Origin of the sequence: Anoxybacteroides tepidamans (assembly GCF_014201465.1) — a bacterium.
Classification (GTDB): domain Bacteria; phylum Bacillota; class Bacilli; order Bacillales; family Anoxybacillaceae; genus Anoxybacteroides; species Anoxybacteroides tepidamans.
Genome location: NZ_JACHEP010000002.1, coordinates 127,989 through 154,527, shown reverse-complemented (window position 1 = coordinate 154,527; position 26,539 = coordinate 127,989). Strand labels below are relative to the sequence as shown.

General features: G+C 42.8%; 25 protein-coding genes. All 25 read left to right on the top strand.

Translation table 11 applies throughout. The annotated features are described in order from the left end of the window. The first annotated feature begins 13 nt into the window (after window positions 1–13). The 25 genes from fliQ to HNQ34_RS03495 all read left to right on the top strand — a co-directional run bounded on the left by fliQ (window position 14) and on the right by HNQ34_RS03495 (window position 26,499). Window positions 14–283 (top strand): flagellar biosynthesis protein FliQ, encoded by a 270-nt coding sequence (fliQ, locus tag HNQ34_RS03615; protein ID WP_183251632.1) that lies wholly within the window; start codon window positions 14–16, stop codon window positions 281–283. A gap of 4 nt (window positions 284–287) precedes the next feature. Beyond that, the gene (gene fliR, locus HNQ34_RS03610) at window positions 288–1,061 is read left to right on the top strand and encodes a flagellar biosynthetic protein FliR (protein WP_183251630.1); all 774 of its coding nucleotides are present in this window, start codon (window positions 288–290) and stop codon (window positions 1,059–1,061) included. Then, complete coding sequence (gene flhB / locus HNQ34_RS03605) at window positions 1,062–2,144, top strand: flagellar biosynthesis protein FlhB (protein WP_183251627.1); 1,083 nt, start codon at window positions 1,062–1,064, stop codon at window positions 2,142–2,144. It begins immediately after the preceding gene. A 28-nt stretch (window positions 2,145–2,172) separates the two neighbouring features. Continuing rightward, window positions 2,173–4,212 (top strand): flagellar biosynthesis protein FlhA, encoded by a 2,040-nt coding sequence (gene flhA / locus HNQ34_RS03600; RefSeq protein ID WP_246363776.1) that lies wholly within the window; start codon window positions 2,173–2,175, stop codon window positions 4,210–4,212. Beyond that, the gene (gene flhF, locus HNQ34_RS03595; protein WP_183251623.1) at window positions 4,209–5,342 is read left to right on the top strand and encodes a flagellar biosynthesis protein FlhF; all 1,134 of its coding nucleotides are present in this window, start codon (window positions 4,209–4,211) and stop codon (window positions 5,340–5,342) included. The genes flhA and flhF overlap by 4 nt, the downstream gene beginning before the upstream one ends. A 2-nt stretch (window positions 5,343–5,344) precedes the next feature. Beyond that, window positions 5,345–6,214: a MinD/ParA family protein gene (locus tag HNQ34_RS03590; protein WP_183251621.1), complete on the top strand. Its 870-nt coding sequence runs from the start codon at window positions 5,345–5,347 to the stop codon at window positions 6,212–6,214. A 7-nt stretch (window positions 6,215–6,221) separates the two neighbouring features. Continuing rightward, a complete protein-coding gene (locus tag HNQ34_RS03585) occupies window positions 6,222–7,307 on the top strand; it encodes a protein-glutamate methylesterase/protein-glutamine glutaminase (protein ID WP_183251619.1) in 1,086 nt (361 codons plus the stop codon). A gap of 4 nt (window positions 7,308–7,311) precedes the next feature. Further along, window positions 7,312–9,327, top strand: a complete 2,016-nt coding sequence (locus HNQ34_RS03580; protein ID WP_183251617.1) for a chemotaxis protein CheA — start codon at window positions 7,312–7,314, stop codon at window positions 9,325–9,327. Between the two features lie 26 nt (window positions 9,328–9,353). Beyond that, window positions 9,354–9,806 (top strand): chemotaxis protein CheW, encoded by a 453-nt coding sequence (locus HNQ34_RS03575; protein ID WP_183251615.1) that lies wholly within the window; start codon window positions 9,354–9,356, stop codon window positions 9,804–9,806. Between the two features lie 28 nt (window positions 9,807–9,834). After that, window positions 9,835–10,467, top strand: a complete 633-nt coding sequence (locus tag HNQ34_RS03570) for a chemotaxis protein CheC (protein ID WP_183251613.1) — start codon at window positions 9,835–9,837, stop codon at window positions 10,465–10,467. Then, complete coding sequence (locus HNQ34_RS03565; protein ID WP_183251611.1) at window positions 10,464–10,964, top strand: chemotaxis protein CheD; 501 nt, start codon at window positions 10,464–10,466, stop codon at window positions 10,962–10,964. Before HNQ34_RS03570 ends, HNQ34_RS03565 begins: the two co-directional genes overlap by 4 nt. After that, window positions 10,964–11,284 carry a hypothetical protein gene (locus HNQ34_RS03560; protein WP_183251609.1) on the top strand — a complete coding sequence of 107 codons (321 nt, stop codon included), beginning with the start codon at window positions 10,964–10,966 and terminating at the stop codon, window positions 11,282–11,284. The genes HNQ34_RS03565 and HNQ34_RS03560 overlap by 1 nt, the downstream gene beginning before the upstream one ends. 48 nt (window positions 11,285–11,332) lie before the next feature. Further along, entirely contained in the window at window positions 11,333–12,097 is a 765-nt protein-coding gene (locus HNQ34_RS03555; protein WP_183251607.1) for a FliA/WhiG family RNA polymerase sigma factor, read from the top strand. 98 nt (window positions 12,098–12,195) lie between these two features. Continuing rightward, window positions 12,196–12,456, top strand: coding sequence for a hypothetical protein (locus HNQ34_RS03550; protein WP_183251605.1), 261 nt, complete (start codon window positions 12,196–12,198; stop codon window positions 12,454–12,456). A 9-nt stretch (window positions 12,457–12,465) separates the two neighbouring features. Beyond that, window positions 12,466–12,951 carry a hypothetical protein gene (locus HNQ34_RS03545; protein WP_183251603.1) on the top strand — a complete coding sequence of 162 codons (486 nt, stop codon included), beginning with the start codon at window positions 12,466–12,468 and terminating at the stop codon, window positions 12,949–12,951. 157 nt (window positions 12,952–13,108) lie between these two features. After that, window positions 13,109–13,816 carry a 30S ribosomal protein S2 gene (gene rpsB / locus HNQ34_RS03540; protein WP_183251601.1) on the top strand — a complete coding sequence of 236 codons (708 nt, stop codon included), beginning with the start codon at window positions 13,109–13,111 and terminating at the stop codon, window positions 13,814–13,816. Window positions 13,817–13,986: 170 nt separating this feature from the next. Continuing rightward, window positions 13,987–14,868: a translation elongation factor Ts gene (gene tsf / locus HNQ34_RS03535; RefSeq protein ID WP_183251599.1), complete on the top strand. Its 882-nt coding sequence runs from the start codon at window positions 13,987–13,989 to the stop codon at window positions 14,866–14,868. 69 nt (window positions 14,869–14,937) lie between these two features. Next, window positions 14,938–15,660, top strand: coding sequence for a UMP kinase (gene pyrH / locus HNQ34_RS03530; RefSeq protein ID WP_183251597.1), 723 nt, complete (start codon window positions 14,938–14,940; stop codon window positions 15,658–15,660). Between the two features lie 2 nt (window positions 15,661–15,662). Further along, window positions 15,663–16,220: a ribosome recycling factor gene (gene frr, locus HNQ34_RS03525; protein ID WP_183251595.1), complete on the top strand. Its 558-nt coding sequence runs from the start codon at window positions 15,663–15,665 to the stop codon at window positions 16,218–16,220. A 160-nt stretch (window positions 16,221–16,380) separates the two neighbouring features. After that, complete coding sequence (locus tag HNQ34_RS03520) at window positions 16,381–17,154, top strand: isoprenyl transferase (protein WP_183251593.1); 774 nt, start codon at window positions 16,381–16,383, stop codon at window positions 17,152–17,154. A gap of 5 nt (window positions 17,155–17,159) precedes the next feature. Further along, a complete protein-coding gene (locus tag HNQ34_RS03515; protein WP_183251591.1) occupies window positions 17,160–17,945 on the top strand; it encodes a phosphatidate cytidylyltransferase in 786 nt (261 codons plus the stop codon). An 11-nt stretch (window positions 17,946–17,956) separates the two neighbouring features. Continuing rightward, window positions 17,957–19,114, top strand: a complete 1,158-nt coding sequence (gene dxr, locus HNQ34_RS03510) for a 1-deoxy-D-xylulose-5-phosphate reductoisomerase (protein ID WP_183251589.1) — start codon at window positions 17,957–17,959, stop codon at window positions 19,112–19,114. Between the two features lie 15 nt (window positions 19,115–19,129). Beyond that, the gene (rseP, locus tag HNQ34_RS03505; RefSeq protein WP_183251587.1) at window positions 19,130–20,398 is read left to right on the top strand and encodes an RIP metalloprotease RseP; all 1,269 of its coding nucleotides are present in this window, start codon (window positions 19,130–19,132) and stop codon (window positions 20,396–20,398) included. A 13-nt stretch (window positions 20,399–20,411) separates the two neighbouring features. Then, window positions 20,412–22,115 carry a proline--tRNA ligase gene (locus HNQ34_RS03500; RefSeq protein WP_183251585.1) on the top strand — a complete coding sequence of 568 codons (1,704 nt, stop codon included), beginning with the start codon at window positions 20,412–20,414 and terminating at the stop codon, window positions 22,113–22,115. Window positions 22,116–22,194: 79 nt separating this feature from the next. After that, complete coding sequence (locus HNQ34_RS03495; RefSeq protein ID WP_183251583.1) at window positions 22,195–26,499, top strand: PolC-type DNA polymerase III; 4,305 nt, start codon at window positions 22,195–22,197, stop codon at window positions 26,497–26,499. Window positions 26,500–26,539: the final 40 nt, after the last annotated feature.

Genomic DNA, 26,539 nt, shown 5'->3' with positions numbered 1-26,539 from the left:
TAGGTGAACGGTTGTGAACGCAAATGTAGTTATTCAACTCGCTGAACAAGGCGTGTATATGATTTTAATCGTTTGTGGCCCGCTGTTGTTGCTAGCGCTTGCCGTTGGACTTTTCATCAGCATTTTCCAAGCAACGACGCAAATTCAAGAGCAAACCCTTGCGTTTGTACCCAAAATTGTTGCTGTGCTAGTCGGTCTTGTTTTTTTCGGTCCGTGGATGCTTTCGAGAATGGTTTCCTATGCATATGAAATTTTCAATAATTTAACGAGATTTGTAGGCTGATCGTATGGAACAATTATTGTCGTATTTGCCAGCATTTTTATTAGTATTCGCACGAGTCGCTTCTTTTTTTACAACGTTGCCATTATTTTCTTATCGAACGATTCCGCATACGCATAAAATCGGGCTATCGTTTTTTGTAAGTTGGCTGATGTTTCTTGGGATGAAAAAAGAACCGATTGCATTGGATGGCATGTATATATTGCTTGTTATAAAAGAAGTATTGATCGGCCTTTGTATCGGTTTGTTGGCGTACATCATTATGGCAGCGATCCAAATTGTCGGCGGGTTAATTGATTTTCAAATGGGGTTTGCTATTGCCAACGTCATTGACCCGCAAACAGGGGCACAAAGCCCGCTGATGGGACAATATTTGTATACGTTTGCTCTGCTATTGCTGTTAGCCGTGAACGGACACCACATTTTATTAGACGGTGTTTTTTATAGTTATCAGCTCATCCCTTTGAACTCTTTTTTTCCGTTTGGTCATGAAAACGTCGTGCAATATGTTGTGAAGGCGTTTAGCAAAATGTTTGTCATCGCTTTTCAAATGTCTGCTCCGATTGTCGGCAGCTTATTTTTAGTAGATATTGCGTTAGGAATTGTGGCAAGAACAGTGCCACAACTCAATATTTTTGTCGTCGGACTACCTGTCAAAGTCATCGTTAGTTTTCTTCTTCTAATGTTGACGATGGCCACGCTGTTTATGGCTGCCCAACATTTGTTTGAAACGATGTTTGTTTCGATGCGCGATTTGATGAATATAATAGGGGGCAGGTAAATGAAATTGTTGCGTCTAGATTTGCAGTTTTTCGCAGGAGAAAAAACGGAAAAAGCAACTCCGCGAAAACGCCAAGAAGTACGCGAAAAAGGACAAGTTGCGAAAAGCGCTGATTTGAACACAGCCGTTGTGCTATTACTTGTATTTGCCGTCCTTTTGTTTTCAGGTAGTCTATATCAAGAAACATTTTTTCAGCTTTTGCGCGAGTCATTTCAGCAATATACAAGGACAGACATTACAGTCGATTCCGTGCATCTTTTATTTCTGAGAATATTAGAGCAAATAGCGTGGGTCGTTGCGCCGATTTTTTTAGTAGCTATTTTCGGAGCATTTATCGCCAATTTTTTGCAAGTTGGATTTTTATTTACGACAGAGCCTTTGCAAATGAAGTTGAGCAAGCTCGATCCGATTCAAGGATTTAAGCGGATGCTGTCATTGCGTTCGCTTGTGGAATTGTTAAAATCCATTTTAAAAATTGCAATTGTCGGTTTCGTGACGTTTTTTGTATTATGGACGAAACTCGGTCAAATTTTGACGTTGACGACCAAATCGCTGAGTACGACATTAAGCTCGTTAGCTAGTTTGGCTGTGCAAATGGGGCTTTACGCGTCCGCTGCGCTATTGTTTCTTGCGTTTTTAGATTATTTGTATCAACGGTTTGACTTTGAAAAAAATATCCGCATGTCGAAACAAGAAATTAAAGAAGAGTATAAGAAAACGGAAGGGGATCCGTTGATCAAATCAAAAATTAAACAAAAACAACGCGAAATGGCGATGAAACGAATGATGCAAGAAGTGCCTAAAGCTGATGTTGTTATCACGAATCCGACGCATTATGCTGTGGCGTTAAAATATGAGGATGGAAAAATGGATGCGCCCATTGTCATTGCGAAAGGCGTTGATTATATCGCGCTGAAAATGAAACAACTAGCAAAAGAGCATGATGTTGTGACGGTGGAAAATCGCCCGCTTGCTCGGGCGTTATATAGTCAAACAGAAATTGGCGATGCGATTCCAGAGCAATTTTTTAAGGCGGTTGCGGAAATTTTAGCATATGTATACCGTTTAAAGCGGAAAATTTGACGAGATGTTGTTCAAGGAGCGAAAGATTATGCAAGCAAGAGATTTATCAGTATTACTCATGGTTGTGCTTATTGTAGCGATGCTAATTATCCCGCTTCCAACATGGCTTCTTAGCGTTCTTATCATTGTGAATATTTCTCTTGCGCTACTAGTTCTCCTTACTTCGATGAATATGAGTGAACCGCTGCAATTTTCGATTTTCCCTTCTTTATTATTACTGCTTACCCTTTTCCGTTTAGGATTGAACGTGTCGACGACCCGTTCGATTTTAAGCAAGGGGGATGCTGGGGGCGTTGTCGAAACGTTCGGTACGTTCGTCGTGGGAGGAAATGTTGTTGTCGGCTTTGTCGTGTTCTTAATTTTAATTATTATTCAATTTGTCGTGATTACGAAGGGAGCGGAGCGCGTTTCCGAAGTTGCAGCTCGCTTTACGCTCGATGCAATGCCAGGGAAACAAATGAGCATTGATGCCGATTTAAACGCAGGAATGATTTCGGAACAAGAGGCGCGCCAACGCCGCGAAAAAGTGGCACAAGAAGCGGACTTTTACGGAGCAATGGATGGAGCAAGCAAGTTCGTAAAAGGAGATGCGATAGCCGGCATTATTATCGTGATCATCAATATGTTATTTGGAATGGTCATCGGTGTCGTACAGCAAGGACTTGACGTATCTGAAGCGGCGAAGCGATATACGTTATTGACGGTCGGTGATGGCATTGTCAGCCAAATTCCAGCCCTTCTCATCTCCACAGCGACAGGAATTGTTGTTACAAGAGCAGCGTCCGATAGCAATCTCGGCGGCGATATTATGCGGCAGTTGTTCGCTTTTCCGAAAATGCTTTATGTGACAGCAGGAACGATTTTCTTATTAGGATTGTTTACGCCGATTAACGATGTGTTAACGATCCCGATTGCCGGGCTGCTGGCGCTTGGTGGGTATCATTTCTCGACAAAAACGCCAAAAGAAGAAGAAACGGCTGTGGAAGAGCAAGGAGAAGCCGTTGAAATGGATCAAATGAAAAGTCCGGAAAGCGTTGTTCATTTACTGAGTGTAGACCCGATTGAATTTGAGTTTGGCTATGCGCTCATTCCGTTAGCTGATGCAAATCAAGGCGGCGATCTGCTTGACCGCATTGTCATGATTCGCCGGCAATTGGCGCTAGAGCTTGGACTTGTCATTCCGGTTGTACGCATCCGTGATAACATTCAATTGCAACCGAATGAATATCGCTTAAAAATTAAAGGAGACGAAGTAGCTAGAGGAGAATTGCTGCTTGATCATTATTTAGCGATGAGTCCCGGAATCGAAGATGATTCGATTGAAGGAATTGATACGCTTGAGCCTGCTTTCGGTTTGCCGGCAAAATGGATTTCTGAAGAAATGAAAGAGCAGGCCGAAATGTTCGGTTACACGGTGGTCGACCCGCCGTCTGTCGTTTCCACACATATTACGGAAGTATTAAAGGCGCATGCCCACGAATTGCTTGGAAGACAAGAAACAAAGCAACTGGTTGACCATTTAAAAGAATCGTATCCGATTTTAGTGGAAGAAGTAACGCCAAATCCGCTTTCGATTGGGGATGTGCAAAAAGTGTTAGCAAAATTGTTGCGGGAAAAAGTATCGATCCGCAATTTGCCGATCATTTTTGAAACATTAGCGGATTTCGGACGAATGACAAGCGATACTGACTTGTTAACGGAATATGTACGTCAAGCGCTGGCACGGCAAATTACAAGCCAATATGCAGTGCCAGGGGAGCCGCTAAGAGTTATTACTATGTCTGGAAAAGTGGAAAAAGCAATTGCTGAAGGGGTTCAGCAAACGGAACACGGAAACTATTTGTCGCTTGATCCAACCGTATCGCAATCGATTATCGAAGCGGTAGCATTTCAGCTTGAGCAGCATTCTTTTCCGAATCAACAGCCGATTTTGCTTTGCTCTCCTGCGGTTCGAATGTACGTGCGCCAATTGACAGAACGGTATTTTCCAAACGTTCCTGTATTGTCTTATAATGAGCTAGAGGCGAATGTAGAAGTTCAAAGTGTCGGGGTGGTGGAGATTGAATGAAGGTAAAAAAATTTGTCGCTCCGTCGATGCCAGAAGCGATGAAAATGATTCGAGCGGAGCTAGGAAATGATGCGGTCATTTTAAATTCGAAAGTAGTCCATAAAGGCGGCTTTTTCGGACTGTTTACAAAGAAAAACATCGAAGTCATTGCGGCGGTCGATTCAAAACCGGTACGTTCAACAACCAACGAAAATAAAGGAAAATTTGTAAACCCAACGCCTGTACAACGACCATCATCCGAGCAAAAACCAGCTTCAGATGCAGCGTTATTGAATGAGTTGAACGAATTAAAAACGATGCTAAAACAGTTGTCTACAAACGTAGTAACCAATTTTGCATCATATCCCCGACCGTTGAATGAACTCAATGAACTGCTCATTGAACAAGAACTGTCGAATACGTTGCGGCAAGAGATTATGGCAGAAGCGGTTGAACGATGGTATTTGCATCGGGGAACGGCAACAAAAAAACAAGTGATGAGCTGGGTGAAGGAGATACTATTGAAAAAAATCGAGGGGCTATCATTCGGCGGCCTTTCGTTTCAAAAGAAATATGTCAACGTTGTTGGACCGACGGGTGTCGGAAAAACAACGACATTAGCAAAAATGGCAGCAGATTGTGCATTGAAACATCGCAAAAAAGTGGCTTTTATTACGACAGATACGTATCGAATTGCAGCCATTGATCAATTAAAAACGTATGCGAAAATTTTAGATGTGCCGCTTGAAGTTTGTTACAATATGGAAGATTTCCGTGAAGCAAAGAAAAAGTTTTCTACTTACGATGTTGTATTTATTGATACAGCGGGGCGCAATTTTCGCAATCCACAATATGTCAAAGACTTGCGTGAAATTATTGATTTTAATGAAGAGATGGAAACGTTTCTCGTCCTCGCATTAACAGCTAAATGGGTTGATATGAAAACGATTTATGAACAGTTTTCATTTATTCATATCGATCGTTTTATCTTTACAAAATTAGATGAAACAAGCCAGTATGGAGCGATGTTCAATTTAATGACGGATTACCAGGCTGGCGTGGCCTATTTGACGAACGGTCAAAGTGTTCCAGACGACATTATAGAGGCATCGCCGGAAAAAATCGTAAATACGTTGCTTGGGGTCGAGTGAAGATGAGAGATCAAGCAGAAAGCTTACGTCTACGGTTGAGTCGAATGAACAAAGGAACAGAAACAAAAGCGATTGCCGTTATTAGCGGAAAAGGTGGCGTGGGAAAATCGAATTTTTCATTAAATTTCGCTCTTACGTTATCAAAACGCGGGTTTCACGTGCTATTGTTTGATATGGATATCGGTATGGGGAATATTGACATTTTACTCGGTCAATCATCTCATACGACGATCATTGATTTGTTTCATCGCCATATTTCGATTCACGAACTGATCAAAAAAGGACCTAGCAATTTATCGTTCATTGCTGGTGGAACCGGATTAACAAACATTTTTACGATGGACCACAAGAAAGTCGATTATTTTTTAGAGCAACTGCAATCGATATCTGAACAGTACGATTATTTGATTTTTGATATGGGAGCCGGTATTTCAGAAGATCGTCTGCAGCTGTTGATGGCTGTGCATGAAATTTTTGTGATTACGACGCCTGAACCAACCTCGATTACGGATGCCTATGCGACGATGAAGTACATTCACATGCAAGAAAAAGGGATACCGTTTTATTTAATCGTCAACCGTGCACAAACGGATCAAGAAGGCCGTGAAACGCTGCACCGTTTAAAAAATGCAATGAAACAATTTCTCGGCAAAGAAGTGACGAAGTTAGGCGTGTTGCCAGAAGATCGTACCGTTTCCAAAGCGGTAACAAGACAAACACCGTTTTTGCTCTTTGATCCGACGACCAAAATAAGCCGTGCGATGGTAGAGCTTACAGATCGATATTTAGCCAATCGGACGATCGATGAATCGAGCACTTCTCGCCCGGTCAACTTTTTTGCTAAATTGCGACAATTTCTTTTAGAAAGGTAGGGAGTTTATGAGTAAAATCAAAGTGTTAGTTGTTGATGACTCCGCCTTTATGAGAAAAGTCATTACTGATTTTTTGTCGGAACATCCGCAAATAGAAGTGATTGGAACGGCTCGAAATGGTAAAGATGCGCTTGAAAAAATTCAGTCATTAAAGCCGGATGTCGTGACAATGGATGTGGAAATGCCGATCATGAACGGGCTTGAGGCGTTAAAACAAATTATGGAGGACCATCCACTTCCGGTTGTCATGCTGTCAAGTACGACGAAGGAGGGAGCAGAAAATACGATTTTGGCGATGCACTATGGTGCCGTCGATTTTGTCCCGAAACCATCCGGAAATATTTCTCTAGATCTCTATAAAGTAAAAGAACAAATCATTGATAAAATCATTCTTGCTAGCCGCGCCAATTTGCGCGGAATCAAGCAGAGAGAGAAAAGTGAAACAATCGCTAGTTCTCAGCAAAGGCCATATAGTAAAATAGAAGTACGATTATTGCCAAAAGATCATAAGAAAAAAATTGTTTGTATCGGCACATCGACAGGGGGTCCAAGAGCACTGCAACAAGTGTTGACGCAATTGCCGAAACATATTGCAGCGCCGATTGTGATCGTACAACATATGCCAAAAGGATTTACGAAATCACTAGCCCAACGGCTCGATTCGCTTTGCGATATTTCTGTAAAAGAAGTAGAGCACCAAGAAGAGCTAAAGCAAGGCGTAGCGTACATTGCTCCCGGTGATGCGCATTTTATCGTCGAATCATCCGGTAAGTCGCTTATTGCACACCTTGACTACTCTCCTCCGCGAAACGGACATCGTCCTTCCGTGGATGTATTGTTTGAATCGGTGAGTAAGTTAAGTGATTACGAAAAAATTGCGGTTATTATGACTGGAATGGGATCTGACGGAACGATTGGATTAAAACAATTGAAAGAAAAAGGGGATACAAAAGCGATTGCCGAGTCAGAGGATACAGCAGTTGTGTTCGGAATGCCTAAATCGGCCATTGCGACAAATTTAGTCGATGATATTGTGCCTCTAGAAGGAATTGCGGAAGCGATTATAAAATACACAGGCGGGCAAGGGGTGTAGAGCTATGGATATGAGTCAATATTTAGAAATTTTTATCGATGAAAGCAAAGAACATTTACAAACGATTAATGAACAACTTTTAGAGTTAGAAAAAAGTCCTGCTGATCTTTCCATCGTCAATGAAATTTTTCGTTCGGCACATACGTTAAAAGGAATGTCGGCGACGATGGGATTTGAAGATTTAGCTAACTTAACCCATCAAATGGAAAACGTGCTCGACGGCATTCGCAACCATAAAATTACCGTTACTCCTGAATTGTTGGATATCGTGTTTCGTGCTGTCGATGATTTAGAAGCGATGGTAAATTCGATCGCGGAAGGAGGGGACGGAAAGCGGGATGTTCGCGAAGTTGTTCAGCAACTTAAACAAATAGAACAAGGGGAACCCCCGGTTGTCAAAACGAAACAAGAACCGATTTCCGCTGTGCCGTCACTTATACAGACATACGGTGAATTTGAATACAACGTTTTACAGCAATCAAAAGAACAAGGATTTCATACGTATGAAATTTTTGTGAAGCTGCGTGCGGACTGTTTGTTAAAAGCAGCGCGCGTATTTATGGTGTTCGAAGCATTAAATCAAGCGGGAGAAGTGATTAAGTCCAATCCTTCCGTCGAGCTATTAGAAGAGGAAAAATTTGATCAGGAGTTTATCGTTACGGTTGTTTCAAAAGAAACGTCAGAGCAACTATATCAACGAATCATCAAAGTTTCTGAAATAGAAGAAGTAACGGTGACAGCCATTGATGTTGATCAACTACGGGCAGGACAGGGGACTCAATCTCAATCAACACAATCGGAAACAGAAGCAGCAGTGACAGTGGAAAATGAAGAACAAAAAGAGAAGGAAGCAACTCATAAGCAAACTGCAGCCAATAAAACGATTCGCGTTAATATTGAACGCCTAGATATTTTAATGAATTTGTTTGAAGAGTTGGTCATTGACCGCGGACGTTTGGAGCAAATTTCGCGTGAATTAAATCATCCAGAACTTCATGAAACGGTCGAGCGGATGTCTCGTATCTCAAGCGATTTACAAAATATTATTTTAAATATGCGAATGATTCCGGTTGAAACGGTCTTTAATCGCTTTCCACGCATGGTTCGCCAGCTTGCGCGTGATTTAGGCAAGAAAATCAATTTAGAAATTATTGGAGCGGAAACGGAGTTGGATCGCACGGTGATTGATGAAATTGGCGACCCGCTCGTTCATTTGCTTCGCAACGCGATTGACCATGGCATTGAAACGCCGGAGGTGCGCCGTGCGAAAGGAAAACCGGAAGAAGGTACGGTCAAGTTAAAAGCTTACCATAGCGGAAACCATGTGTTTATTGAAATTGAAGATGACGGAGCTGGCATTAACCGTGAAAAAGTGATACAAAAAGCCATCAGCAAAGGAATTATTTCGAAACAAAATGCCGTAAACTTAACGGATAAACAAGTGTATGAATTGATTTTTGCATCCGGTTTTTCCACAGCGGACAAAATCTCTGACGTTTCAGGGCGCGGAGTTGGCCTTGATGTAGTCAAAAGTACGATTGAGTCGCTTGGCGGGTCGGTGACGATCGATTCTCAAGAAGGAGTAGGCTCGGTTTTTTCGATTCAATTACCGCTCACATTATCGATCATTTCTGTTATGCTTGTAGAAATTCAAAATGAAAAATATGCAATTCCGCTTTCTTCAATTATTGAGACAGCCATTATTAAGAAAGAAGATATTTTGCATGCTCATCATCAAAAAGTGATCGATTTCCGTGGAAAAGTTGTTCCGCTTTTATTTTTAAAAGATGTGTTTGAAGTGCCGGTTGTGAAAGAAGAAGAAGAGTTCTTCTCTGTTGTGATTGTACGCAAAGGTGAAAAAATGGCTGGGCTTGTCGTCGATTCGTTTATCGGGCAACAAGAAGTTGTTCTAAAATCGCTTGGAAACTACTTAACATCTGTATTTGCGATCTCTGGCGCTACGATATTAGGAGATGGTCAAGTTGCATTAATTATTGACTGTAACGTATTAATTAAATAAGCTTCAATTAAGGGAGGGATGGAGGAATGATGGGAGTTCAAGAAACGGAATTAAAGGTGATTGTCTTTCAATTACAAGATGAAGAATATGCTATTCCGGTTCAGCAAGTTCGTTCGATTGAAAAAGTACAGCACATTACTCGTGTTCCACGTACTCCTAAATTTGTAAAAGGAGTTATTAATTTACGTGGTGTCGTGACGCCGATTATTGATTTACGGGAACGGTTTGGGATTGAGGCGCTCCCTTTCAATGAACAAACACGTGTTATTATTGTTGCTCTTGATGAAATCGAGGTTGGGCTCATTGTCGATGCGGCAAATGATGTGCTTGATATTCCGGTTAAAAGCATTGAACCGCCTCCTGAAGTCATTGAAGCGCTCGAGGCTGATTATATTAACGGTGTAGCAAAAGTAGGAAAGCGATTATTAATTTTGTTGAATTTAGAAAAAGTATTGGATAACAAAAAATCTGTTTTTTAGTGTAAACATAAGAGGGGGCGTTCAATCAATGTCAAAAGTAAACCACTTGAACGCGGATCATATGGATATTTTAAAAGAAATTGGTAATATCGGTGCGGGGAATGCAGCTACTGCTCTTTCCCAATTATTAAATAAAAAAATCGAAATGAATGTGCCAAACGTACAAATTGTTTCATTTGATGAGATGATGGATTTAGTGGGCGGTGCGGAGCAAGTTGTTGCTGCTGTTTTTTTAAGGATTGAGGGAGATGCACCTGGAAATATGTTTTTCGTTTTATCGTTGCCGCAAGCAGAACGGTTTATTAAGCAAATGACAGGAGATCATCAATTTTCATTTGCTTCGCAGCAGACGGAACTCGGTTTATCTGCTTTACAAGAATTAGGGAATATATTAGCAGGATCTTATCTTTCAGCGCTTGCTGATTTCACCCGTTTAAAGCTGTATCCATCGGTTCCAGCATTAACGATTGATATGATAGGAGCTATTTTGCAATACGGTTTGCTAGAGCTGTCGCGCGTCGGTGATTATGCGATTGTCATCGATACAGCGGTTCACGAAGAACAACAACCGCAAGATAGCGTGAACGGCCACTTCTTTCTACTCCCTGATCCAGATTCATTCGTACCGATTTTCCGTTCGTTAGGTGTCGAACTATCATGAACGGAATTGGGAACGTAGTAAAAGTCGGTATTGCTGATATGAACGTCGTTCAAGCACCTCATATCATTCGTACATCTGGATTAGGGTCATGCGTTGGAGTGGTCATTTTCGATCAGATAAAAGAAGTAGCAGGATTAGCTCATGTGATGTTGCCTGACTCATCGCTAGCTAGGTCAGAAAATATGAATGTGGCAAAATACGCTGATACAGCGATAGAAGCGTTAGTGGCGCTAGTTATGAAGGAGGGCGGACGAAAAAATGCGTTAAAAGCGAAACTGGCAGGCGGAGCGCAAATGTTTCAATTTCAACCCGCGAATACAGATATGATGAGAATTGGACCGAGAAATGTAGAAGCGGTGAAGCAGCAGTTACAGCGATTCCATATTCCAATTGTAGCGGAAGACGTAGGAGGAAATAGTGGACGGACGATTGAATTTAATCCGAGAACAAGTCTTTTATCCATTCGCACAGTCAATCAAGGAGTTAAAGAAATATAATGGCAGGTACCGTCATCGTAAACATACTGCTAGGTATATTTGGATTTACGATTGTGTTCCTCCTATCATTTTCCGCTAATAGTATTACAACGACGCTTGTACGTAGCACGATTACTTTCGTTTTATTCTTTTTAAGCGGTTATGTGTTCCGATGGATGTTTGCGTATATTCGAAAAGATCCGGTCAAAATAACAGCAAATCTTTCGAATAATATGGGAGAGGAAGAGTTACAACAATTGATGAAGGGGCTTACGGAAGAAGAAGCGCAAAAAGTGGCAGCCTACATTCGGCATATGTTGCATAGAGAGGGAGATTCGTAAGGAACGTTTGTAGCGACGACAGTTTCGTGATGAACGAGGAGGAGTATCATGACAAACGTCTCAGCGCGCGAAGAGCAAAAATATTGGAAAAATTGGATAAACAATCGTGATCCACAGGCGGGAGATGAGCTTGTACAAAAATACATGCCGCTTGTTCATTACCAAGTGCAGCGAATTTCTGTATCTCTTCCAAAAAATATTAACAAACAAGAGTTAGTTAGCTTTGGGTTAATGGGACTTTACGACGCGCTCGAAAAATTTGATCCTTCTCGCGATTTGAAATTTGACACGTACGCTTCGTTTCGGATTCGCGGTGCCATTCTTGACGGATTGCGAAAAGAAGACTGGCTTCCACGCAGCACAAGGGAAAAAGCAAAAAAAATCGAAGCAACGATTGCTAAAATGGAACAGCAGTACATGCGGACGGTTACTGCTAAAGAAGTAGCCGCTTCATTAGGAATGCTAGAAGAAGAAGTATATGCGGTGCTAAACGAAGGATTTTTTGCAAATGTTTTATCTCTTGATGATTGGCCAAAAGAGAATGAAGATGAGGAAAATAGCCCTCTGGCGCTTCGTGATGAAAAAACATCTTCTCCCGAAGAAACTGTTTTAAAGCAGGAAATACAGGAAAAACTTGCTGAAGTCATTCAACAGTTAAATGAGAAAGAACAGCTCGTGATCAGTTTGTTTTACAAAGAAGAGCTAACGTTCACGGAAATCGGGCAAATTATGGGATTATCTACATCAAGAATTTCCCAAATTCATTCGAAAGCCATTTTTAAACTTAGGAAAATATTAGATCAAATGTTATGAATGCTAAAGATGAATATTTCGCGCGGAAAGTGCTGGTCGATTTGATGAAGTGAGAAATTGGTCAAAACCGGTCATATAAATATAAGGAAGTGAGAAACATGAGTTTAAAATTAGTGGAATTACAAATCGCACTTCCAAGAATGTACGACATCGGGAAAATTCAAGAGCAACTTCAGCACCACCCTGAATTGGTGCAGGCGCAACTAACTACCGCGATGCAAAAACAAAATGAACGTACGAAACGGCAAGTCACGAGCAAACGGACAACTCAAAACATCCATTGGGAAAAAGAAAAGCACGAGCCACCGCAACGATACGAGCACCCTTACAAAGGAAATAATATTGATTTAATGGGATAGAGGGATTCGATGACAGCATTTTTATTCATAATTAGCTTTGCGCTACACGCACTTTCGCTTTTTATCATCATTTTATTATATTTACAGCTTTCAAGGATCAAAGAAGTTGAAAAACGGCAATCACAATTCATCAAAGAGATGGAACAAACTGTTTCTGCCTATTTAGTGGAGTGGAAGGAAGAGAATGAACGGTTTCTCAACGTGCTATCGAAAAAAATGAATCGTCGCAACGATGATGGCGAGGCGAAACGACCATCGGAAATGCGACCGCAAAAAGGTGAATGGACACTTTCGTTAGATCACGTTGAAAAGATGAAAGATAAAGTCGAAATCAGTACCGTCTACGCGAAGAAAAACGAACAGCCTTCCGCTTCTTCTCTCGTCGAGCAAGTGTTGCAGCTGCAAAAAGAAGGAAAGACGATCGAAGAAATTGCTAAACTGCTAAAGAAAGGGAAAACGGAAATTGAGTTGTTATTGAAATTTAGGCAAATGTAGTGAAATACAACTTGATTGTCATTTCTAGTTGTGATATATTTTTACATGGTGTGAATACACACGCTTATGGATTTAAGCAATGGTGCTGATTCGTCAGTTTTGCTTAAAGATGAAATAGGCGGAGGAATCAAAACCAAACTATAGGAGGAAGAAACGAATGTCAGTTATTTCAATGAAACAATTGCTTGAAGCAGGTGTTCATTTCGGACATCAAACTCGCCGTTGGAACCCTAAAATGAAAAAATACATTTTCACAGAGCGCAACGGCATTTATATTATCGATTTACAAAAAACAGTAAAAAAAGTTGAGGAAGCATACAATTTCGTAAGAGACTTAGCAGCAAACGGTGGAAAAATTCTTTTCGTAGGTACGAAAAAACAAGCGCAAGATTCTGTCAAAGAAGAAGCAGAACGTTCTGGTATGTTCTACGTGAACCAGCGTTGGTTAGGTGGAACGCTAACAAACTTTGAAACGATCCAAAAGCGGATTAAACGTTTAAAAGAAATTGAAAAAATGGCAGAAGATGGAACGTTTGATGTGTTGCCAAAAAAAGAAGTAATCAAATTGAAAAAAGAATTAGAACGTCTAGAGAAATTTTTAGGCGGCATTAAGGAAATGAAACAATTACCAGATGCGTTGTTTGTGATCGATCCTCGTAAAGAACGCATTGCTGTAGCGGAAGCGCGTAAATTAAATATTCCAATCGTCGGTATTGTTGATACAAACTGCGATCCAGATGAAATCGACTACGTCATCCCAGCAAACGATGACGCGATCCGTGCAGTAAAACTTCTTACATCTAAAATTGCCGATGCTATTTTAGAAGCCAAACAAGGCGAAGAAGCGGTTGTTGCAGCGGAATAAGCGTGCACCTGAAGAAATGGCGGAAAGGTGATAAGAGGGGCAAGCCTTTTATCACCTTTTTTTGAGACAGAAAATAGCGCAAATGGGCTATACTAAGTGAAGAGCAAACAAAATTTGCGCTGCGAATTTTATTCACATACATACGCATACATTAAAGGAGGACACGATTTATGGCAATTACAGCTCAAATGGTAAAAGAGTTACGTGAAAAAACAGGCGCAGGAATGATGGATTGCAAAAAAGCGCTCACAGAAACAAACGGCGATATGGAAAAAGCGATCGACTGGCTTCGTGAGAAAGGAATTGCGAAAGCAGCGAAAAAAGCGGATCGCATTGCGGCTGAAGGTACAACATTAATCGAAGTAGAAGGAAACACAGCCGTTATTTTGGAAGTAAACTCGGAAACAGACTTCGTCGCGAAAAATGAAGGGTTCAAAACGCTTGTTAAAGAGCTTGCCGCTCATTTATTGAAAAATAAACCAACTACAGCGGAAGAAGCACTTCAACAAAAAATGGATAACGGTGCAACGGTAGAAGAGCATATTAATGCAGCGATTGCCAAAATTGGTGAAAAGCTTACATTGCGCCGTTTTGAAATTGTGGAAAAAGGTGACAATGCTGCATTCGGTGCTTATTTACACATGGGTGGACGCATCGGTGTATTAGCGCTATTAGAAGGCACGACAGATGAAAATGTAGCGAAAGATGTAGCGATGCATATCGCAGCGCTCAATCCGAAATACGTATCCCGCGATCAAGTTTCGCAAGCCGAAATTGACCGTGAGCGCGAAGTATTAAAACAACAAGCGTTAAACGAAGGAAAGCCGGAAAATATTGTTGCAAAAATGGTGGAAGGTCGCTTAAATAAATTTTATGAAGACATTTGCTTATTAGAGCAAGCATTCGTCAAAAATCCAGATATGAAAGTTCGTCAATTTGTTGAAGCAAATGGTGCGACTGTGAAAAGCTTCGTTCGTTACGAAGTAGGCGAAGGAATTGAAAAACGTCAAGACAACTTCGCTGAAGAAGTGATGAATCAAGTCAGAAAGTAATGACCGGAGCGAATAGGGAACACAACGGGTGTTCCCTATTTTTAAAGATTAGCTACACGGAGGAATAGCATGAGTAACCCAAAATATAAACGTGTTGTGCTCAAATTAAGCGGTGAAGCGTTAGCAGGCGAACAAGGATTCGGCATTAATCCTGCCATTATTCAATCGATCGCCAAACAAGTAAAAGAAGTAGCGGAATTAGGAGTTGAAGTAGCGGTCGTTGTCGGTGGCGGCAATATTTGGCGCGGAAAAATCGGTAGCGAAATGGGGATGGACCGTGCAACGGCAGATTATATGGGGATGCTGGCAACGGTGATGAACTCGCTCGCTCTGCAAGATAGCTTAGAACATCTCGGGGTCGAAACGCGCGTACAAACCTCGATTGAGATGCGCCAAGTTGCTGAACCGTACATAAGAAGGAAAGCGATTCGCCACCTTGAGAAAAAGCGGGTTGTTATTTTCGCAGCAGGTACAGGGAATCCATATTTCTCTACTGATACGACTGCTGCGTTACGAGCTGCGGAAATTGAAGCAGATGTCATTTTAATGGCGAAAAATAACGTGGATGGCGTGTATAGCGCCGATCCGAAACTCGACCAAAACGCCGTGAAATATGATGAGCTTTCGTATCTTGATGTCATTAAACAAGGACTGGGCGTGATGGATTCAACCGCTTCTTCTTTATGTATGGACAACGACATTCCGCTGATCGTCTTTTCGATTATGGAAGAAGGAAATATTAAACGTGCTGTTCTTGGTGAAAATATTGGAACAATTGTAAGGGGGAAATAATGATGGCAAAACAAGTACTTGCAACAGCAAAAGAAAAAATGGATAAAGCCATTCAAGCGTTTGCCCGTGAATTAGCAAGCGTTCGCGCAGGAAGAGCGAATCCGGGCTTGCTTGAAAAAATTACCGTTGACTATTACGGAGTATCTACGCCAATTAACCAATTAGCAGGGATTCACGTACCAGAAGCGCGCTTACTTGTGATTCAGCCTTATGACAAGTCGATTTTAAAAGATATCGAAAAAGCGATTTTAGCATCTGATTTAGGGTTAACGCCTTCAAACGACGGTTCTGTTATCCGCATTACGATTCCACCGTTAACAGAAGAGCGCCGTCGCGAGCTTGTGAAACTTGTGAAAAAATATTCGGAAGAAGCAAAAGTAGCGGTTCGCAACATTCGCCGTGATGCGAACGATGAATTGAAAAAATTAGAGAAGAACGGCGAAATTACAGAAGACGAACTGCGTAGCTATACAGACGATATTCAAAAAATTACGGATGAACATATCGTAAAAATCGATGCGATTACAAAAGAAAAAGAAAAAGAAGTGATGGAAGTATAGTCATTTACCTCGCGTTTCAATACAAAAACCCTCTATGTGTACAGAGGGTTTTTTTGCTATAATGGAAAAGCAAAATGAGGTGCATGTTTGACGAAATGTTTACTTCTTGATTACACTAGCCTCATAGTATATTGAAAACATAGAAAAACGGAGGACTAGTATGTTAGGTAAAATTTGGAAAAATTATGGACAATTACCTTCTTCGGTTGAATATACAAAAGAAGATGTATTGCAGCATCCTGTGCCGGAACATGTGGCGATCATTATGGATGGAAACGGACGATGGGCTAAAAAACGAGCGTTGCCGCGTGTAGCCGGTCATTATGAAGGCATGCAAGTCGTACGAAAAATTACGCGGTTTGCGAATGAATTAGGCATTAAAGTATTAACGCTTTATGCTTTTTCAACTGAAAATTGGAAACGTCCGAAACAAGAGGTTGAATATTTAATGAAACTTCCCGAGCAATTTTTGGCCACTTTTCTTCCGGAACTGATTGAAGAAAATGTGAACGTCCGCGTCATCGGAAATCGCAGTCAGCTTCCCGAACATACGCGCCGGGCGGTGGAAAAAGCGATTGAAGAAACGAAGCATAATACAGGTCTTGTTTTAAATTTTGCATTAAATTACGGGAGCCGAGCTGAAATTACGTACGCCATGCAGGAAATGGCGAAACAAGTTCAACAAGGTGATCTATCGCCTGAGCAAATAAATGAGGAAGTGGTATCTTCTTACTTAATGACAAAAGATTTGAAAGATCCTGATTTGCTTATTCGTACAAGCGGAGAAATTCGTTTAAGCAATTTTATGCTTTGGCAGCTTGCTTACACGGAGTTTTGGTTTACGGACGTGCTTTGGCCAGATTTTACAGAACAGCACTTACTACAGGCGATTGCAGAGTTTCAAAAGCGCGGTCGTCGATTTGGAGGAGTTTAAACCAAATGAAACAACGAATCATTACAGGGGTACTAGCCGCCGCTCTTTTTTTACCGATCGTTATTTTTGGCGGAATTCCGTTTATAATCGTAACATATGTATTAGCAACGATTGGATTGTTTGAACTGCTGCGCATGCAACATATTCGAATGCTTTCAACAGAGGGAATCACAAGCGTTTTTTTATTATGGGCGCTGCTTACTCGAGAGTCATGGTTAGCTGAAACTCATGTAACAAAAGCTGAGGTGCTGTTGATCGCTGTTCTTATATTGCTAGCCTATACAGTCACGACGAAAAATCGATTTACATTTGATAAGGCGGGATTTGCGTTACTATCCACGTTATATGTTGGATTTGGCTTTCACTATTTCATGGAAACGCGTTTAACTGGACTTAATCTCATGTTTTATGCACTATTTATTATATGGGCAACGGATACAGGGGCTTATTTTACGGGACGAGCGTTTGGAAAACGGAAGCTGTGGCCGGACATCAGCCCGAATAAAACGATCGAAGGTTTTGTTGGCGGTGTCGGTTGTGCGCTCGTTGTTGCGGTTATCTATCAGCTATATACCGGTTTTTTTGCCAGCATTCCTCTCCTACTGCTGATGACGGTCATTCTTTCGATTGTCGGGCAAATGGGTGATTTAGTGGAATCAGCGTTTAAGCGGCATTATGGTGTGAAAGATTCGGGGAACATTTTGCCGGGACATGGCGGCATTTTAGACCGATTTGACAGTTTGTTGTTTATGTTACCGATTTTGCATCTTTTCATGAATATGGTGTTGTAATGGAGTTAGGAGTGAACACGTTGAAATCTATTAGTTTATTAGGAGCGAGCGGATCGATCGGAACGCAAACGTTACATGTCATTCGTTCGCATCCGGATGAATTTCGTCTTGTGGCGATGTCGATCGGAAGAAACATCAAAGTCGCTAGAGCGATTATCGAAGAATTTCGCCCTGAACTTGTTGCCGTTGCGGATGCCACCGCTTATGCCATCCTCCGTAGCGAGTATAACGGAAAAGTGAAAATCGTCTATGGAGAAGAAGGGCTAATCGAAGCTGCGACGCATCCGAAAGCGACGATCGTTGTGAACGCTGTTGTTGGCAGTGTTGGACTTGTTCCGACATTGAAGGCGATTGAGGCAAGAAAAACGATTGCCTTAGCAAATAAGGAAACGCTCGTGACAGCAGGACATATCGTAACAGAAGCGGCCAAAAACTACAACGTCGCCTTACTTCCGGTCGACAGTGAACATTCTGCCATTTTCCAATGTTTGCAAGGAGAACAACGAAAAAATGTCGAAAAAATTATTTTAACCGCTTCGGGCGGAAGTTTTCGCGACCGTACGCGCGAGCAATTGCGCAACGTTACAGTAGAGGAAGCGCTGCGTCATCCGAACTGGTCGATGGGGGCAAAAATTACGATTGATTCGGCCACGATGATGAACAAAGGGCTTGAAGTCATTGAAGCGCATTGGTTATTTCATTTGCCATATGAGCAAATCGATGTTTTACTACATAGGGAAAGCATTATTCATTCGCTCGTTCAATTTCACGATAGCAGTATCATCGCCCAGCTTGGGACACCGGATATGCGCGTGCCAATTCAATACGCTCTCACATATCCGGATCGCTTGAAGCTTGTTCATGCGAAAAAGTTAAATTTAGCGGAAATTGGTGCACTTCATTTTCAATCGGTTGATTTTGACCGCTATCGTTGTTTACAATTTGCTTATGAGGCGGGCAAAACGGGCGGTTCTTTGCCGACGGTGTTGAACGCTGCTAACGAAGAGGCGGTCGCTGCATTTTTAAGCGGGCGCATTGCGTTCTTAACGATTGAAGACTTGATTGAGCGGGCGCTTGAACGGCATAATGTGATCAAGCAACCGACGCTTGAAGAGATCCGTGAAGTGGACCGCGAAACTCGTCGTTATATCCAGTCACTATTAATATAAAAGGTGGTTGAAAATTTGAATACTTTAAATACGGTTATTGCTTTTGTTGCGATTTTTGGTGCGTTAGTTTTTTTCCATGAGCTTGGGCATTTAATTTTTGCTAAGCGCGCGGGAATTTTATGTCGTGAATTTGCGATTGGTTTTGGCCCGAAAGTATTTTCGTTCAAACGAAACGAAACGGTTTATACGATCCGTCTGCTTCCATTAGGCGGTTTTGTGCGCATGGCTGGGGAAGACCCGGAAATGATCGAAGTCAAGCCGGGACAAATAGTTGGACTTGAATTGGACCGTGACGGAAAGGTCAAGAAAATCATTATCAACCATAAAGACGAACATCCGAATGCGAAAATCATTGAAGTTGAGCAAGCAGATTTAGAGCATGATATGTATATTACTGGTTATGAAGACGAGAACGGAGAGCGGTTAGTTCGTTTTTCGGTAAGTGAACCAGCCTTTTTTGTCATCGATCATCAAGAAATTCAAATCGCTCCTTACCATCGCCAATTCGTTTCCAAAACGCTAGGGCAGCGGGCGTTGGCGATTTTTGCAGGGCCGATGGCGAATTTTGTGTTGGCGTTCGTCGTGTTTGTGCTGATCGGTCTGTTGCAAGGATACCCGGTCGATAAACCGATTATCGGAGAGTTAACAAAAGAAGGAGCGGCACGCGAGGCGGGGTTGCAACAAGGGGATGTCGTTCTTTCGATCGATAATGAGCCTGTGATGACGTGGACGCAGGTCGTTGAGATTATCCGCGCTCACCCGGAAGAAAAATTGATGTTTAAAATTCAGCGTGACGGCAAAGTGTTTGACATTCCGGTAACGCCGGAAGCGAAAAACGTTCAAGGTGAAACGATCGGTTTGATCGGCGTCTATGGGCCGATGGAAAAATCCGTTTTCGGTTCTTTTAAGCAAGGTGCTTTAGAGACGTATTATTGGACAAAGCAAATTGTCGTAGGCCTCGGTCATTTAATTACCGGTCAGTTCTCGCTTGATATGTTGTCTGGTCCGGTTGGAATTGCGGTATCGACCAACAAAGTGGCACAGTCAGGCATTTACTATGTGATGAAATGGGGCGCGATTTTAAGCATTAACCTTGGGATTGTAAACTTGTTGCCGCTTCCTGCTCTTGATGGCGGACGCCTTCTGTTTTTTGCGATTGAAGCGTTGCGCGGCAAGCCGATTGACCGGCAAAAAGAAGGGATGGTCCATTTTATCGGCTTTGCGCTTTTAATGCTTTTAATGTTAGTGGTAACATGGAATGATATTCAAAAATTTTTCTTGTAAGAGGTGCAATAAGATGAAACAAAGTCAGTCGTTTATTCCAACGCTACGCGAAGTGCCAGCAGACGCGGAAGTGAAAAGCCACCAGCTTTTATTGCGGGCTGGATTTATCCGCCAAAGCGCGAGCGGCGTCTATACCTTTTTGCCGCTCGGTCTACGCGTACTGCAAAAAGTGGAGGCAATTATTCGTGAAGAAATGAACCGCGCTGGTGCGATCGAGCTGCTAATGCCGGCGCTTCAGCAAGCCGAACTTTGGCAAGAATCCGGTCGCTGGTATTCGTATGGGCCAGAGCTTATGCGGTTAAAAGATCGCCACGACCGCGACTTTGCGCTTGGTCCGACGCATGAAGAGGTGATTACAGCGTTAGTGCGCGATGAAGTGAAAACATATAAGAAGTTGCCGTTAACCTTGTACCAAATTCAAACAAAGTTTCGCGATGAAAAGCGCCCCCGTTTCGGATTGTTGCGCGGCCGCGAGTTTATTATGAAAGACGCGTATTCGTTCCATACATCAAAAGAAAGTTTAGATGAAGTGTACAACAAAATGTACGAAGCTTATTCCAATATCTTTCGCCGCTGCGGCTTAAATTTCCGTGCGGTCATCGCCGATTCGGGAGCGATCGGCGGAAAAGATACGCACGAATTTATGGTGCTGTCTGAGATTGGCGAAGATACGATCGCTTATTCGGACTCGTCTGATTATGCAGCGAACATCGAAATGGCTCCTGTCGTGACGACATATAAAAAAAGCGATGAACCGCTTCGTCCGTTAGAAAAGGTGTATACGCCGGAGCAAAAAACAATCGAAGAAGTGGCGTCATTTTTGCAAGTTGCGCCAGAAAAATGCATTAAATCACTGCTCTTTAAAGTAGACGATCGTTATGTGTTAGTGCTTGTTCGCGGGGATCACGAAGCGAATGATGTAAAAGTGAAAAATGTGTTAGATGCTTCCATTGTTGAACTTGCCTCACCAGAAGAAACGAAAGAAGTGATGAATTGTCCAGTCGGCTCGCTCGGTCCGATCGGAGTGACTGAATCGGTAACGGTTATTGCTGATTATGCGGTTCAAGCGATTGTCAACGGCGTATGCGGTGCTAATGAAGAGGGATATCATTACATAGGGGTAAATGCTGACCGCGACTTTACCGTTTCGCAATATGCGGATTTACGCTTTATTCAGGAAGGAGATCCGTCACCGGACGGAAATGGAACGATTCGTTTTGCGCGCGGCATTGAAGTTGGACACGTCTTTAAATTAGGCACTCGTTACAGCGAAGCGATGAATGCGACCTATCTTGATGAAAACGGCCGCATGCAAACGATGATTATGGGCTGCTACGGCATCGGCGTTTCCCGCTTGCTTGCTGCGATCGCAGAGCAGTTTGGCGATGAAAACGGGCTTGTATGGCCAGCAACAGTTGCGCCGTTCCATGTTCATCTCATTTCGATCAATTCGAAAAATGACGAACAGCGCGAGCTTGCGGATGAATGGTACGAAAAATTGAGACAAGCAGGATTGGAGGTACTTTATGACGACCGTCCGGAGCGTCCGGGTGTGAAATTTGCCGACAGCGATTTAATCGGAATTCCTGTCCGTGTGACCGTCGGAAAGCGTGCCGGCGAAGGAATCGTGGAAGTAAAAGTGCGCCAAACGGGAGAATCGATGGAAGTCCATGTGAACGAATTAGTCGAAACTGTAAAACGTCTATTACAATCGTAATCAACGCATCAGGGGCTGATTCCTTTTTAGGGGCAGCCCTTCTGCTTATTCATTTATAGAGGGGGGGAAGATCAACGTTATGTTAACTAGCGAGCAAAAAGAACGTTTTCAAGTGTTGTTGCAGCAACTTGAATTGACGTCTGACGAGATCGTTCCGTATTTTTCAGAAGCTGGCATCCAAAAGCTTGTGATTGAAAAGGAACACCGGTGTTGGCATTTTTACTTTTTATTGCCGAACATTTTGCCATATAACGTATACGAGCTCTTCACGCAAAAGCTAGTTCAAGCGTTTCAGCATATCGCCCATGTCAAACATACGATTCAGACGACGAATCCTGTTTTTACGCCATCGGATGTCCATGATTATTGGTCGCTTTGTTTGCATGAGCTGCAAGGGATTGCTTCTCCACTTCTTACGTTGCTTCATGAACAGCTTCCGCTTGTAAAAGGGCATAAGCTATATATCACGGCGCGCAACGATACAGAGGCGATCGCTTTGAAACGGCGGTTTGCCGCGAAAATGGCCGAAGTGTACCAATCGTTTGGGTTTCCGTTTTTGCAGTTAGAAACGGAAGTGAAACCATCTGAGCAAGAATACGAACAATTTTTAGCGCAAAAGCAGCAAGAAGACGAAGCGCGCGCGTTAGCGGCTTTAGCGGAAATGGTGACGAAGAAGGAGCCGCCGGCAGAGGCAGTACTAGAACAAGCGGGGCCGCTTGTTATCGGTTATCCAATTAGGGAAGAAGAAGAGGTACGGACGCTTGATAGCATCGTAGAAGAAGAGAAGCGCGTCGTTGTGCAAGGATATATATTTGAGGCGGAAGTGAAAGAGTTAAAAAGCGGCCGTTCGTTGTTAACATTTAAAATGACCGACTATACCAATTCCATTTTAGTTAAAATGTTCTCCCGCGATAAAGAAGATGCGGCGCTGATGGAAAAGGTTAGAAAAGGTATGTGGGTGAAAGTAAGAGGAAGCGTGCAAAATGATACGTTCGTACGCGACCTTGTACTATTAGCGAACGATGTGAATGAAATCAAGCCGAACGAGCGGGAAGATACGGCGAGCGAAAAACGGGTCGAACTTCATCTGCACACGCCGATGAGTCAAATGGATGCGGTGACATCGGTGACGAAGCTGATCGAACAAGCGAAAAAATGGGGACATCCTGCGATTGCTGTAACCGATCATGCCGTCGTTCAGTCATTTCCGGAGGCGTATGGCGCAGCGAAAAAATACGGCATGAAAGTATTGTATGGCGTCGAAGCAAACATCGTTGATGACGGTGTACCGATCGCTTACAACGAAGCGCACCGCTTATTAGCCGAAGACACGTTTGTTGTCTTTGACGTGGAAACGACCGGGTTATCGGCTGTTTATAATACGATCATTGAGCTGGCAGCCGTGAAAGTAAAAGACGGGGAAATTATCGACAGGTTTACGTCGTTTGCGAATCCGCATCATCCGCTATCGATTACGACAATCGAATTAACAGGAATTACGGATGACATGGTGAAAGATGCTCCTGATGTGGAAGAAGTGTTACGCGAGTTTCACGAATGGATTGGCGACAGCGTTCTCGTTGCCCATAACGCGAGCTTTGATATCGGCTTTTTAAATGCTGGGTTAAAAAAAATCGGCATTCCGCGGGTAACGAACCCAGTGATCGATACGCTTGAGTTAGCAAGATTTTTATATCCAGAATTAAAAAATCATCGCTTAAATACACTTTGTAAAAAATTTGACATTGAACTAACGCAACATCACCGTGCGATTTATGATGCGGAAGCGACCGGGCATTTGCTCATGCGGATGCTGAAAGATGCGCAAGAAAAAGGAATGTTGTATCACGACGAATTGAATGAACGCTCCCGCCAAGAAACGGCTTACCAGCGTTCCCGCCCGTTCCATGTGACGTTGCTTGCGCAAAACAACGTCGGCTTGAAAAACTTATTTAAGCTCGTTTCGCTTGCACATGTTCAATATTTTTACCGCGTGCCGCGCATTCCGCGTTCCGTTTTACAGCAACACCGTGAGGGGATTTTAGTCGGTTCCGGCTGCGATAAAGGCGAAGTATTTGACAATATGATTCAAAAAGCGCCCGAAGAAATGGAAGAGATTGCTAAGTTTTACGACTTTCTTGAAGTGCATCCGCCGGAAGTATACAAGCCGTTAATTGAGATGGATTATGTAAAAGATGAAGCGATGCTGAAAGAGGTTATTCGCAATATCGTATTGTTAGGGGAGAAGTTAAATATTCCTGTCGTGGCGACTGGAAACGTCCATTATTTGAATCCGGAAGATAAAATTTACCGAAAAATACTTATTCATTCGCAATCGGGTGCTAATCCGCTCAATCGCCATGAACTGCCGGATGTATATTTCCGGACGACAGATGAAATGCTTGAATGTTTTGCCTTTTTAGGGGAAGAGAAAGCGAAAGAAATTGTTGTGACAAACACGCAAAAAATTGCGGATTTGATTGAAGACGTGAAACCAATTAAAGATGAGTTGTACACGCCGCGCATTGAAGGCGCGGATGAAGAGATTCGCGAAATGAGTTACCGGCGTGCGAAAGAAATATACGGCGATCCGCTGCCGGAGATTGTCGAGAAGCGTTTGGAAAAAGAGTTAAAAAGCATTATCGGCCATGGTTTTGCCGTCATTTATTTAATTTCCCACAAACTCGTTAAAAAATCGCTCGACGACGGCTATCTCGTCGGCTCGCGCGGATCGGTCGGTTCATCGTTTGTCGCAACGATGACAGAGATTACGGAAGTCAATCCGCTTCCGCCGCATTACGTGTGCCCGAACTGCAAACACTCTGAATTTTTCAATGACGGTTCGGTCGGTTCAGGTTTTGACTTGCCGGACAAAGATTGTCCGAAATGTGGGACGAAGTATAAAAAAGACGGGCATGACATTCCGTTTGAAACATTCCTTGGATTTAAAGGAGATAAAGTGCCGGATATTGACTTGAATTTCTCTGGCGAATATCAGCCACGCGCCCATAACTATACGAAAGTGTTGTTCGGGGAAGACAATGTGTATCGGGCGGGAACGATCGGCACGGTGGCCGATAAAACGGCGTACGGATTTGTCAAAGGGTATGCAAGCGACCACAATTTAGAACTTCGCGGGGCGGAAATTGACCGGCTTGCGGCGGGATGCACCGGTGTGAAACGGACGACCGGACAACATCCAGGCGGCATTATCGTTGTTCCAGATTACATGGACATTTATGATTTTACGCCGATTCAATATCCGGCTGATGCGACGAACTCGGAATGGCGGACGACGCATTTTGATTTCCATTCCATCCATGATAATTTATTAAAGCTCGATATTCTCGGCCACGACGATCCGACAGTCATCCGCATGCTGCAAGATTTAAGCGGTATCGATCCAAAAACGATTCCGACGGATGATCCGGAAGTAATGAAAATTTTCAGTGGGACGGAATCGCTCGGCGTCACTCCAGAACAAATTATGTGTAACGTCGGGACGCTTGGCATTCCAGAGTTCGGTACGCGCTTTGTCCGGCAAATGTTAGAAGATACAAAACCAAAAACATTTTCTGAACTCGTACAAATATCGGGACTTTCGCACGGAACGGACGTATGGCTTGGCAATGCACAAGAATTAATTCAAAACGGAATTTGCACGCTGTCGGAAGTAATCGGGTGCCGCGACGATATTATGGTGTATTTAATTTACCGCGGCCTTGAGCCATCTTTAGCATTTAAGATTATGGAATCCGTCCGCAAAGGAAAAGGACTAACGCCGGAATTCGAAGAAGAAATGCGCAAACACGACGTGCCGGAATGGTACATCGAATCATGCAAAAAAATTAAGTATATGTTCCCTAAGGCGCACGCAGCTGCGTATGTTTTAATGGCGGTGCGCATTGCGTATTTCAAAGTCCATCATCCATTGCTATATTATGCATCATATTTTACAGTGCGTGCGGAAGATTTTGATTTAGACGCGATGGTGAAAGGATCAGCTGCGATTCGCAAACGCATCGAAGAAATTAACGCCAAAGGATTAGATGCATCGGCTAAGGAGAAAAACTTGCTGACTGTATTAGAAATTGCGCTTGAGATGTGCGAGCGGGGATTCTCGTTTAAAAACATCGACTTGTATCGTTCACAAGCAACACAATTTGTCATCGATGGCAATTCGCTCATTCCGCCGTTTAATGCGATTCCGGGACTCGGGGAGAACGTGGCGTTGAGCATCGTTCGCGCCCGCGAAGAAGGCGAATTTTTATCAAAAGAAGACTTGCAACAGCGCGGAAAAGTATCGAAAACGATTCTTGAATATTTAGAGAGTCGCGGTTGTCTTGATTCTTTACCAGATCAAAATCAACTTTCTTTATTCTAGAGCGATTGGTTGCAAAACATTTTCCAATATGTTATAGTTT

What these genes read in the sequence shown, in the direction of transcription:
- fliR (WP_183251630.1), top strand. Translation starts at nt 288, where the DNA reads ATGGAACAATTATTGTCGTATTTGCCAGCATTTTTATTAGTATTCGCA.
- flhB (WP_183251627.1), top strand. Translation starts at nt 1,062, where the DNA reads ATGAAATTGTTGCGTCTAGATTTGCAGTTTTTCGCAGGAGAAAAAACG.
- flhA (WP_246363776.1), top strand. Translation starts at nt 2,173, where the DNA reads ATGCAAGCAAGAGATTTATCAGTATTACTCATGGTTGTGCTTATTGTA.
- flhF (WP_183251623.1), top strand. Translation starts at nt 4,209, where the DNA reads ATGAAGGTAAAAAAATTTGTCGCTCCGTCGATGCCAGAAGCGATGAAA.
- HNQ34_RS03590 (WP_183251621.1), top strand. Translation starts at nt 5,345, where the DNA reads ATGAGAGATCAAGCAGAAAGCTTACGTCTACGGTTGAGTCGAATGAAC.
- HNQ34_RS03585 (WP_183251619.1), top strand. Translation starts at nt 6,222, where the DNA reads ATGAGTAAAATCAAAGTGTTAGTTGTTGATGACTCCGCCTTTATGAGA.
- HNQ34_RS03580 (WP_183251617.1), top strand. Translation starts at nt 7,312, where the DNA reads ATGGATATGAGTCAATATTTAGAAATTTTTATCGATGAAAGCAAAGAA.
- HNQ34_RS03575 (WP_183251615.1), top strand. Translation starts at nt 9,354, where the DNA reads ATGATGGGAGTTCAAGAAACGGAATTAAAGGTGATTGTCTTTCAATTA.
- HNQ34_RS03570 (WP_183251613.1), top strand. Translation starts at nt 9,835, where the DNA reads ATGTCAAAAGTAAACCACTTGAACGCGGATCATATGGATATTTTAAAA.
- HNQ34_RS03565 (WP_183251611.1), top strand. Translation starts at nt 10,464, where the DNA reads ATGAACGGAATTGGGAACGTAGTAAAAGTCGGTATTGCTGATATGAAC.
- HNQ34_RS03560 (WP_183251609.1), top strand. Translation starts at nt 10,964, where the DNA reads ATGGCAGGTACCGTCATCGTAAACATACTGCTAGGTATATTTGGATTT.
- HNQ34_RS03555 (WP_183251607.1), top strand. Translation starts at nt 11,333, where the DNA reads ATGACAAACGTCTCAGCGCGCGAAGAGCAAAAATATTGGAAAAATTGG.
- HNQ34_RS03550 (WP_183251605.1), top strand. Translation starts at nt 12,196, where the DNA reads ATGAGTTTAAAATTAGTGGAATTACAAATCGCACTTCCAAGAATGTAC.
- HNQ34_RS03545 (WP_183251603.1), top strand. Translation starts at nt 12,466, where the DNA reads ATGACAGCATTTTTATTCATAATTAGCTTTGCGCTACACGCACTTTCG.
- rpsB (WP_183251601.1), top strand. Translation starts at nt 13,109, where the DNA reads ATGTCAGTTATTTCAATGAAACAATTGCTTGAAGCAGGTGTTCATTTC.
- tsf (WP_183251599.1), top strand. Translation starts at nt 13,987, where the DNA reads ATGGCAATTACAGCTCAAATGGTAAAAGAGTTACGTGAAAAAACAGGC.
- pyrH (WP_183251597.1), top strand. Translation starts at nt 14,938, where the DNA reads ATGAGTAACCCAAAATATAAACGTGTTGTGCTCAAATTAAGCGGTGAA.
- frr (WP_183251595.1), top strand. Translation starts at nt 15,663, where the DNA reads ATGGCAAAACAAGTACTTGCAACAGCAAAAGAAAAAATGGATAAAGCC.
- HNQ34_RS03520 (WP_183251593.1), top strand. Translation starts at nt 16,381, where the DNA reads ATGTTAGGTAAAATTTGGAAAAATTATGGACAATTACCTTCTTCGGTT.
- HNQ34_RS03515 (WP_183251591.1), top strand. Translation starts at nt 17,160, where the DNA reads ATGAAACAACGAATCATTACAGGGGTACTAGCCGCCGCTCTTTTTTTA.
- HNQ34_RS03500 (WP_183251585.1), top strand. Translation starts at nt 20,412, where the DNA reads ATGAAACAAAGTCAGTCGTTTATTCCAACGCTACGCGAAGTGCCAGCA.
- HNQ34_RS03495 (WP_183251583.1), top strand. Translation starts at nt 22,195, where the DNA reads ATGTTAACTAGCGAGCAAAAAGAACGTTTTCAAGTGTTGTTGCAGCAA.